This window comes from Mycoplasma sp. 1012, assembly GCF_054343455.1.
In genome coordinates this window covers 1-10,281 of record NZ_JBTGVG010000030.1, presented here as the reverse complement: position 1 = coordinate 10,281, position 10,281 = coordinate 1, and the positions used below count along the sequence as shown (strand labels likewise).

Sequence of the window (10,281 nt, the reverse complement as noted above, 5' to 3'; positions counted from 1 at the left end):
ATTGAGAAATTTTTACACAAAATTTATTACACTTCCCAAAAAGATATCACTAATAAAAAATCGCACTTAATTATACTAATTAATATACTTGTGGTGTAAAGTGTAGTTTTTTTAATATTTATCTGTTGCTAAAACCTACTCTGTAACACTGACACTACGTGTCAATTAAAATATGCTCTGTAACGCCCATATATTGCGTATTTTAAACGGTTTTGGTTTGGGAGTGAAATATACCAGATAATAATTTCTGTTTAAAATAACTATGTTTTTGTGAGTTTTAATTTTTTTTCAACAATTCATAATATTTTAAGATTATAAGACAATAGGTTTTAGTGGTAGTATCGTATTATTCTCGCATAATCAAAGTAATAAAAAAAATAACTATATTTCAAGTTACCTTTATATTAATGTTATTTTCATAGTCCCATCCGTTTCATTCAAGTAATCCTTTCTTCTTTTATTTTTTCGTGGAATGGAATTAATCTTTCCTTTAATTTTTCATCTGTTATAGTTTTCATTACATTATTAAATTCCCCTAATAGATAATTTCACAAATTGACTACATCTTCTTCACAATAATATAATTCATGCGTTTTGTGTTTTATAATCATAATTCCTACTGTGTGTGCTTCATCTTTAACTGGTTTGATGATTCTAAACATTTTATCACCAGAATCATACTCTGTAAATAAATTTATAAAATTATCCATATGTTGTTGGTTAAAATCTTCAAAATTATAAGGTATTACTTTCTTTTCTTGTAATCATTTAATATCTCTACTAGTAACCCCCCCTTCGTGTTTTTCAAAATCATTTTCGTCTCCGTTTTTAAATCATTTTAATGTCATTGTTTGTCTCCTTTTGTTATTTTTTTTAACTTTATGATTTATTTTTTATTTTTGTCTTTAAAATTATCTCTTACTCATTGTTTAAAATCATAATTGTTTTTGTTAGTTTTATTTATTTCTAATGATTGTTTTGTTTTTTCTTTACTTAATGAGTTATTTAAATAATTTATCCCTAAGTCATAGTTTGGTTTTTTTACTTCAACCTTGCTATTCTTATCTATTTTATCATTTTTATTCTGTTTGGTTTTGTTATTATCGTTGGTTTCTTTTATATTTTTAGTTGTTATTTTAGTATCCTTAACTGATGGTTTTTTAACAACTTTGTTTTTTATAGTATTAGATTTTTTTACTTGTTTTTTAGTTTTAGTAGTTTTATCTATTTTTTCTATTGGTTTATTTTCTACTATATTTTCTATTTTATTTTCTGGTTTATCAATTTTATCATTTTCGATATTGATATTGTCGCTGTTATTTAATTTATCTTGCACATCTTTATTTTCAACAACTTCTGAATCATTAATTTTTTCAACATTATTTATAGTATTATCTAAATCAATTATTCAATCTGGTTTTTTGTTTTCAACTATTTCTTTATCTTGTTTTGTTTTAGGTATGTTTTCAAAGTTAATAATTAATCTTCCAATTTTATCATCGTTAGTTTTATCACTATTATCTCTGATTTTTATTTTACTTTCATTTATTTCGTTAGTTTTATTATTGTCTTCAATTTTTAATTCTGGTTTAATTTTATTATTGTCTTCAATTTTTAATTCTGGTTTAATTTTATTATTGTCTTTTGATTCAACTTTATCTTCTTGTTTAGTTCCTTTTACTACGTCTTGTGGTTTTTCTTCAACTTCATTAGATTCTGTTTTGTTTATATTATCATCGGTATTTTTTTCTCCCTTATTAGTATCGGATACATTATTATTAGATGTTGAATTGTCTGCTTGAAGTTTATTAATGTCGTTTGTATTATTAGTATTAATGGTGTTGATATTGTTATCTTTTTGAGTGTCTTTATCAATAATATTTTCTTTTTGAATATTAATATGTTCTTTATTAACAGTTTCTTTAATACTTTCTTTGTTATTTGTGATAGTTTCAATTTTTTCTGTTGTATTAATTTTTTCAACTTTCACTTCTTTAACATCAGATTTAATTTCTTTAATATCGCTTTTAGTTTCTTTAATAATAGTTTCTTTTTGAATCGTATTAGGTTGGATTGTATTATTACCCTCTTTTGTTGTTTCAGTGAATTTAGCAGGTAGGGCATTTAGTTTATCAATTAATGGTTTGTTATCTGGTTTTAAGTTATTTAACTGTAATTGGTTATTTGTTAATAATTTTTCATCTGTATTTTTAGTAACTATCCCTTTATCAAACTGTTCTTTAAATCTATCGTAGATACCTTTGTTAGTATTTTGAAAATCATTATACTTTTCTCTAACTTTTGCTTTGATGTTATCGCTGGATAGTTGTTTTTTAGTATCTTTAAATATTTGTTTTGTAATACCTTTTCTATCACTAGAATAATTTTCACTCGTAACATATTGTCCTTTACCTTGACGAACTTTTTTATCTTTAATAGCGGTTTCCCAGTTAGTTAATTTTTTATTAGATAATAGTTTTTTACCGATTTTTGACTGTCCAAAAGCACTATCTCTTATTTTCTCTGAATATTTTGAAACAACATTTGCTTTTTTCTCTAAATATTTCTGTCCAACCCCGGTTCCTAAAAATTTACCTTTTGCGTTTTTACCAAGAAATGCTCCAACACCACCGACTTTTGCCGCAAGTTTAACAGCACCACCAATAGCTTCTTTAATTTTTTCAAATGGTTGAGGTAATTCAGCATAAAATTCTACATCTCATCTAGCAGCTAAATCATTACCTCATTTATTATATACTTCAATTGAAATTCCAAAAAACACTATTCCAATTACAAATACAAATAAATTATTAATAGAAGAAGCAAAGTTTTGTCTAAATAGAAATTGAATTGCTGAATCTTTTAATAATATAAATATTAATTGAAATAAAATAAACACTGTAAGATAACCAACATTAAATACTAAGTTTTTTCAATTAATTCATCACTGTTCAATATTTTCATAAACTGTATCTTTACGAGGATTATATGCTATTGATTCTACTATAATTGAAAAACTCTTAAATAATAGTAATATTGTATTAGTACCAAATGTAATTATATAATCAAACGCCCAAGTAAATAATGCTTTTAAAATTACAACTACAAATACAGATACAAACAATTTTTTAGCGACGTTAATGATTATGTTTAAAACTGTAAAGTTGGGACGAAAAACTTACCATTAGATTAAGTTTTTGTGCCCATATTTATTACTTTCTCTTAAATATAATTTTATTGTTTTACTGCTGATAATTGTCTTAAATCGCTTAATGTTGCTGCTATTGTATTTATTCCATCTAAATCAACTAATCCACCAGATAAAAGATTTCCGATTTGATATGGTATTTCACTCGTTCCTACTAAAATCCCTGGTTGTGATAAGAAAACTTTTACTAATCCCATAAAAAATATATGTGGGAATAATATTATTGCAACTTCTTTTAATACAGTTGGTATAGATACAACACCATTTTTATCTTTTGTTACTTTAATTAATTTTGAAAATCCAAAATAACCTACAAATCCCAAGTTCGCAAGTGCTACACCGATGACTAAAATTGACACTATACTACTTACTATTGTAACGATAGTAACATTACTTGTTAAAGCCGCAATAGTAGCTCCGGTTAATAATGTTACTGGCGCCACACCTGATGTTTTAATAATTTGTGTGTAGATTGAAGATAAAATCAATGCTAGAATTAATGATAGCGGCATTAAAATTTTTGCTTTACCTCAGTATATTTGTGGTAGCGTTTTAATTTGGTTTTCTTCCTTATGTTTTTTTATAGATTGATATAAATGTAGTCCCGTTACCACTCCAATAGTTAAATATAATAATATAGCAATAATATCAAATATTAAACTAGTAAATGGAACTGCTTCTGGTGGGAATTTAGATACAAATTCTTTTAATTTCATTGTTCTCCTTTATTTTATTTTTTTAATTTTGATAAAATTTTTATAATTTCCATATAAACTTTATTTGAATCTATTACATTTTCTAAAGTAAAATCACCTTCTTTTAAAATTATATTGAAATTTTTGTTTGAAGAATTTTTATCAACAGTAATATTTTTAATATCTTCAAGCAAGAAACTGAATTCATTCTTTTTATATTTTGAAATTATTTTTTTTCCTTTTTGATTTTTTTCATATACTAAAATTTCACCAAAAATTCTTGTATTTGATACTTTACATCAAGGTTTAAAATTTTTGTCTATATTTTTTTCATCCTTTGATTTATATGTTAAAACTTTGATTAAATGCATAATAATAAATAAAATACAAAAAACAGCAGGAATAGCAAAACCTATCAAAAGATCTGTTTTATTAATAGTAGAAGAAATAAAACCCCCAAAAGAAAAACAGGCAATTGCTATAAGAGCATTAATTATTATGAATTTAAAACTTATTTTGTTTTCTTCTTTTTTAATATCTATATTAAGTAATATTTGTTCATTTTCTATATTTATATTTTCCATTTTATATATTTTGTTTCCTTTCTAATATTTATTGAATGTTGAACTTAGTCATTTTCTAAACTCTTCAAAAAAATCTTTAAATTTTGATATAAATTCTGACATTTTTATTTTTAAATTAAAATCTTCTAATTCGTCTTGTCTTAATTCCATTTCTCAGATCATATTTTGCAATAAATTATATAATGTTGACATAGGTTCCCTTGTATCTCATAAAATTAATCTTTCTATATAAGTTTTTTCATCATTTAATTTAATAATTTTTTTATTTTCTTTTGAATTATAATCAAATAAATCTTTAATATAACCTAAATTATTATCATCAAAATCCTCTCATTGTTCAGGTAATAAATTTATTTCTTTTAATCATTTTATTAAAGTTTTAAGATCAGATGTATCGATAGAATCTGAATACTCATATTCATTTATTTTTTGTTTACCTTTTTCATCAATTGTTATAATTGGATTTATATATACAGTTAAACTTATTTTTTCTACTCCAGCGATTTTTCCCATTATTTTATTAAGTATTTTATTAAACATATTACTCCTTTCTATTTTTTTTATATTTTTTCTTCTTTTTTTCATAATTCTGTTAAGTTTACATTCGAACTATCAGGTTGTTTATCTTCTTCTAACTTATCTACTTGAATTAATAAAGGCATTCTAAAACTTGTTCCTGCAATTACACATTGTCCTGATGATAAATTAGGAATTCTACTTTTTGATACACTATCTAAAGAACTAACTGTATTAGATATCATCCTTAAATCTTGCTCATTTACAAGTCTATGTATGAAATAATTATGAAGTTGAGACATAATTGTGGAAGAAATATCGCTCGGTCTTTGGCTTGATAGCGTTATAAAGAAACCAAATTTTCTTCCTTCTTTTATTATTTCTTCAAAAATATCCAATCTATAATCTTTTCAAGAAGAATCTTCTCTAGTTGCTTGTTCAGAAAGAATATTATGAGCTTCATCTATTATTAAATGGATAGTTGACTCTATTTTATTCCCCTTAATCATTTTTGTTTTATGTTCTTCATATAGTTGTTTCACAATTAAAAGTGGAAACATTTTCTTAATTTCAGGTTTAGCATTTTTAAAAGAAATAATGTTTAAAATTTTTAAATCCGTTATAGTATTATTATTTATTTCTAAAAAATTTCCTACTGAGTTTGTGTCAATTCTATGTAAAAGTGGTTGTATGTATTCAAAATTAAAATTTTTATTGTAATTTGTTTCTTTAATTAAAGAATACAAAACAGCAATTTTTAATTTTTCATTAAAAGTAAAATTTTTTTGTTTCCCTCATTTTCATTCTTCTAAAAAATTTCCTTCAAATTTATATTTTTCAAATGATTCTTTTTCATAATTAAAATCAATTTTTCTCATTTGCATAAGTTTTCATAGTAGTCCAAATGATTGTTTTTGAGTTATTTTTTCTGCAATTTCTTTAATTTTTTCAGAAATTTTTTCTTCAGTAAAAAATTCTTTTTTTTCATTTAAAAAATTTTCTACACTTTTTTTTATAAAAGGTTTTTGAGTTTTTTCTGTTGCTGAATAAATTATTGATAATGTATCTTCATTTCAAAAAAAATTATTAGTTAATGTTATTTTGTCATTTGAAGTTTCTGCTAAATTTATGACTTTTTTATGTTTTGATAAAACATTATCTTTTATATATTCACCATTAAAATCTAAGATAACAAATTTGCTTTTATCAAAAGAATAACTTGAATTCTGTAAATTAAATAATTCTGTATAAATTTTTGTTAATGTATTAGATTTTCCACTTCCTGTATTTCCAAAAATACCCATATGTGTATTAAAAAGGTTATTTCAGTTTAATCAAAATTTAATATCATTATTAAGAATTGTTCCTATAGCAAAAGATTCATTATTAGATTGATTCCCAAACTGATAAATTTGGTTAATCTCTTCATCGCTAAGTAGCACTACTTCGTTAAAAATCATTGGAAAATGTTTTATTCCAAATTCAAACTTTTGTTCTGATAAATTTCCAATTATTTTAACTTCAAGTTTTCTTTCAAATCTATTTGGAGAAAATTCATGATTTAAATTATTTTTTATTTTATCTTCTAAAAACTCTTTTTCTATTCTTACTATTATTTTATTAGAACCTCTAATTATTCCTAAATAATTACCGATAGAAACTCCGTTATATATTTTCCCATTAAATACATAGTTTTCTTGATTTGTATTTTCTTTGGTTAATATCACTATTTTAGAACCTTCAATCAAGATAACATTCCCAATTATAAATTTATTATTCATATGTTAAAAAAACTGAGTAAAAGTGATTTTTTTATCACTATTTTTATTTTCTCAATTTAATATTTTTATATTTTTACTAAATTTTTCAAATTTTCTAAATTGTTCTTCATCGTTTTTATTAAAATAAATAAAAATAACTTGTAACTCAAAATTGCTCAAAGATCTTTTAAAAATTTCTCGAATATGCTCATCTGCAAAAGAAAAACCAAAAACTATTAGTATTGTTTGCTTTTTTTCCAATTCATAACTGAAAGATCTTATGTTTTGATAATAATGTTCTTCTAATATGGTTTCTCAAAATTTTCTTTTATCAGGATTAACTATAGCTAATTGCTTATATTTATTAAAAAACTCATTTAATTTTTCTTCTTTTAAAGAAGAGTTATTTTTTAAATCTTGTATTTTTTTAATTAAATCATTAACTGAATTATATTTATTTTTTTCTAAAATGTTTTTTAGTTTTTTAAATAATTTAATTTTATCAATTTCTAATATGCTTTTATTAATTTCATTAAATAATTCGAATTTATCATCTATTGCAATTTTTTTATTATCTTCATAAGTTTCAACTTTTCAAGAAACAGAACCATGAAATTTTATAAGATTTATAGTGGATAATTCTCGTTTATATACATCATTATAACCGCTGTATGACACATTTAAATAAAAATTACTATTACTTATATATTTTTTAAAAAAACCTCTTGAACCATCATTAAAATAAACTAATGAATTTTCTTTTGTTATTAGATCAAAAGTGGTTTCAAATAATAAATCATAATTAGTAGTAAAAATATTTATTCTTTTTGGTTTCTCATTACTTTCGTTTTCTAAAAATTCTATTAAAAAATTAACAAAATTTTTATATTTTGTAATAGTGGTATTATATTCATCATATTTATCTTTTGACTTTTCTGAATATTTATTTATTTTAATCATAGGTTTTATTATTTTTTTACAATAGTAATAATAAACAAGAATTTTTGAATTTTGGTCCATTTTTTCATCAGCGATTATTTCTTCGATGGAAAAACCACTAGCTAGATTTAAAGTATTATATAAACCAGAACTTGCTCCTGAACCTATTAGAAAGTTAATATTTTTTCCTCTTAATATTTTTTCAAAATCTTTTTTATCCATAATTTTCTCTTTCTTGTTAAGTGCTTATCTATCGTTTCAGATAATTATAAATTCTATTTAATTAATTAATATTTTTAATTTTTCTCCTTTCTTTTCTCTCAATTTTACAAAAAAAAAAAAAAAACAAAGGATTTTATAAAAGTTCTATAAAAAATGAGTTTGTTATATGCAATTTCAATAAAATAAAAATAAAAAAATCTCTCTTTAAAATCAGAGAGAAAATTATTAATTGAAATTTTTATTTCTTTAATTTTGAGGAAACTCAAAACAAAAAATAAGAAAGATTCTTGTTAAAAAGAATAAACTTTATACGAAATATTATGTTACTATTTTGTTTACTTTTTATTAACTATTTTTTCCAAATATATGGGAAAAACAGGCATATTTGAAAAATATAACTCAATTTTTGCAAAATCCTATTTTTCTTAAATTTTTGGGGGGTAAAAATTGGTTCATTTTGCCAAAAAGTTTATTTTTCATTAAAATTTTACCATTTTTTTAACTTTTTGCCAAAAAAAATTATTTTTTTTTATTTTTGGAAAAATGTTGTATCATTTTAATGTAAAAAAATACATTAAGAGTCACTGAGTTTAAGGGAACTTTGAAGTGAGCCAACCTGCAATGCAAGGTGGAAACCCTTGGGATATTAAATATCTGTCATGTATAGAAATCTTTAATGTTCCAAAAATTCTCTTTTGTAAATTAGAGAATTTTATTTTTTAAAAAAACAAATAACAAGGAGAAAAAATATGTATAAAAAATTATTTACAAGCGAAAGCGTAGGAAAAGGACATCCAGATAAAATATGTGATCAAATTAGTGATGGAGTTTTAGATGCTATTTTAAAGAAAGATCCAGATGCAAGAGTTGCATGTGAAGTTATGGCTTCTAATAGATTAATTATTATAGGAGGAGAAATAACAACTAAGACTTATGTAGATGTTGTTAAAGTTGCTTGAAATACAGTTAAGAAGTTAGGATATAGTGAAAGTGATTTTACTATTGTTTCTAACGTTAATAGTCAAAGTCCAGATATCAATCAAGGAGTAGATCAAAAGAACGGAGAAATAGGAGCAGGTGATCAAGGAATTATGTTTGGTTATGCAACTGATGAAACACCGGAATTTATGCCTTTAGCAATCACTCTTGCTCACGCATTAGTTAAAAGAGCAGAAGAGTTAAGAGTAAGTCATAAATTTAAATGAGCTAAATCAGATATGAAAAGTCAAGTAACCATTGACTATACAGATGAAACAAATATTAGAATTGATACTATACTTATGTCAATTCAACATGATGCTAATTATGACGAAAATGCCTTTAAATCCTTTATAAAAGAAGAAATTATGCTATTTATTTCTAATAAGTATAATTTAAATAATGACTATAAAATCTTAATAAATCCTACAGGTAAATTTACAATAGGCGGTCCTATTGGCGATGCTGGATTAACAGGGAGAAAAATAATAGTTGATACCTACGGTGGTGCTGCAAAACATGGAGGTGGGGCTTTTAGCGGAAAAGATTATACAAAAGTAGACAGAAGTGCTGCCTACGCAGCAAGATGAGTAGCTAAAAATTTAGTTGCTGCAAAAGTAGCAAAAAAAATTGAAATTCAATTATCTTATGCCATCGGTATAAGCAAACCAATTTCCATTAATGTTAATACTTTTAACACATCTAAATATAGTGATGAATTTATTTTAGAAATCATTGATAAAACATTTAATTTAACACCAGCAGGTATTATTAATGATTTAAACCTTAAACAGCCTATTTATCAACAAACTGCTTCATTTGGACACTTTGGAAGAAATGATTTAGATTTACCTTGAGAAAGATTAAACAAGGTAAATGAAATAGAAAATATGCTTAAAAACGGTAAATAAAAAAATATCATACTTTTAAAGAGCACTTATAAAGATTAATAGAAGTAAAAAATATGAAATTTATAAATTTATTCTTTAATTTAAAAAACTCACTTTTAAAGTGAGTTTTCTTTGTTCCCCATACCAAGTCTAAAAAACGAACATAAATAAGGGATCCGCCAATTCAATACATAAATTCTACCATTTTATTTAATTATTTTTATACTAAACACAGAAATAAAATGTCGCCATAAAAAGAACAAGAAATATGAAATAAAATTTCTAAAGATACATTAATTGAAGTTGTTAAAATTTATAAGAAAGTTTTACCCAAAGAATTATTTGACGGTGTGTTAAACCAAGTATTACAAGAAAAAAAGGAAAAAGAAAAATAAAATCTCCAATTTTAAATTGGATATTTTTCTTTTAAAATAATTAATTATCACAATATTTGGAAGTGTAATAAATTTTGTGTAAAAATTTCTCAAT

Annotated in this window: 8 protein-coding genes; 1 reads left to right on the top strand and 7 read right to left on the bottom strand. The window is 23.3% G+C overall.

What is annotated here, in order from left to right:
* Positions 1-410 precede the first annotated feature (410 nt).
* The 7 genes from ACXX89_RS03735 to ACXX89_RS03705 form a co-directional block, all read right to left on the bottom strand.
* Complete coding sequence (locus tag ACXX89_RS03735; RefSeq protein WP_458557697.1) at positions 411-848, bottom strand: hypothetical protein; 438 nt, start codon at positions 846-848, stop codon at positions 411-413.
* Between the two features lie 38 nt (positions 849-886).
* The gene (locus tag ACXX89_RS03730; protein WP_458557696.1) at positions 887-3,124 is read right to left on the bottom strand and encodes a hypothetical protein; all 2,238 of its coding nucleotides are present in this window, start codon (positions 3,122-3,124) and stop codon (positions 887-889) included.
* Positions 3,125-3,234: 110 nt separating this feature from the next.
* The gene (locus ACXX89_RS03725; protein WP_458557695.1) at positions 3,235-3,924 is read right to left on the bottom strand and encodes a hypothetical protein; all 690 of its coding nucleotides are present in this window, start codon (positions 3,922-3,924) and stop codon (positions 3,235-3,237) included.
* 14 nt (positions 3,925-3,938) lie between these two features.
* Complete coding sequence (locus ACXX89_RS03720) at positions 3,939-4,487, bottom strand: hypothetical protein (protein WP_458557694.1); 549 nt, start codon at positions 4,485-4,487, stop codon at positions 3,939-3,941.
* A 21-nt stretch (positions 4,488-4,508) separates the two neighbouring features.
* Positions 4,509-5,027: a hypothetical protein gene (locus ACXX89_RS03715; protein ID WP_458557693.1), complete on the bottom strand. Its 519-nt coding sequence runs from the start codon at positions 5,025-5,027 to the stop codon at positions 4,509-4,511.
* 20 nt (positions 5,028-5,047) lie between these two features.
* Positions 5,048-6,784 carry an ATP-binding protein gene (locus ACXX89_RS03710; RefSeq protein WP_458557692.1) on the bottom strand — a complete coding sequence of 579 codons (1,737 nt, stop codon included), beginning with the start codon at positions 6,782-6,784 and terminating at the stop codon, positions 5,048-5,050.
* Positions 6,785-6,787: 3 nt separating this feature from the next.
* Entirely contained in the window at positions 6,788-7,924 is a 1,137-nt protein-coding gene (locus tag ACXX89_RS03705) for a hypothetical protein (protein ID WP_458557691.1), read from the bottom strand.
* A gap of 749 nt (positions 7,925-8,673) precedes the next feature.
* Between ACXX89_RS03705 and metK the strand changes: the two genes are divergently transcribed.
* A complete protein-coding gene (gene metK, locus ACXX89_RS03700) occupies positions 8,674-9,813 on the top strand; it encodes a methionine adenosyltransferase (protein WP_458557690.1) in 1,140 nt (379 codons plus the stop codon).
* Positions 9,814-10,281: the final 468 nt, after the last annotated feature.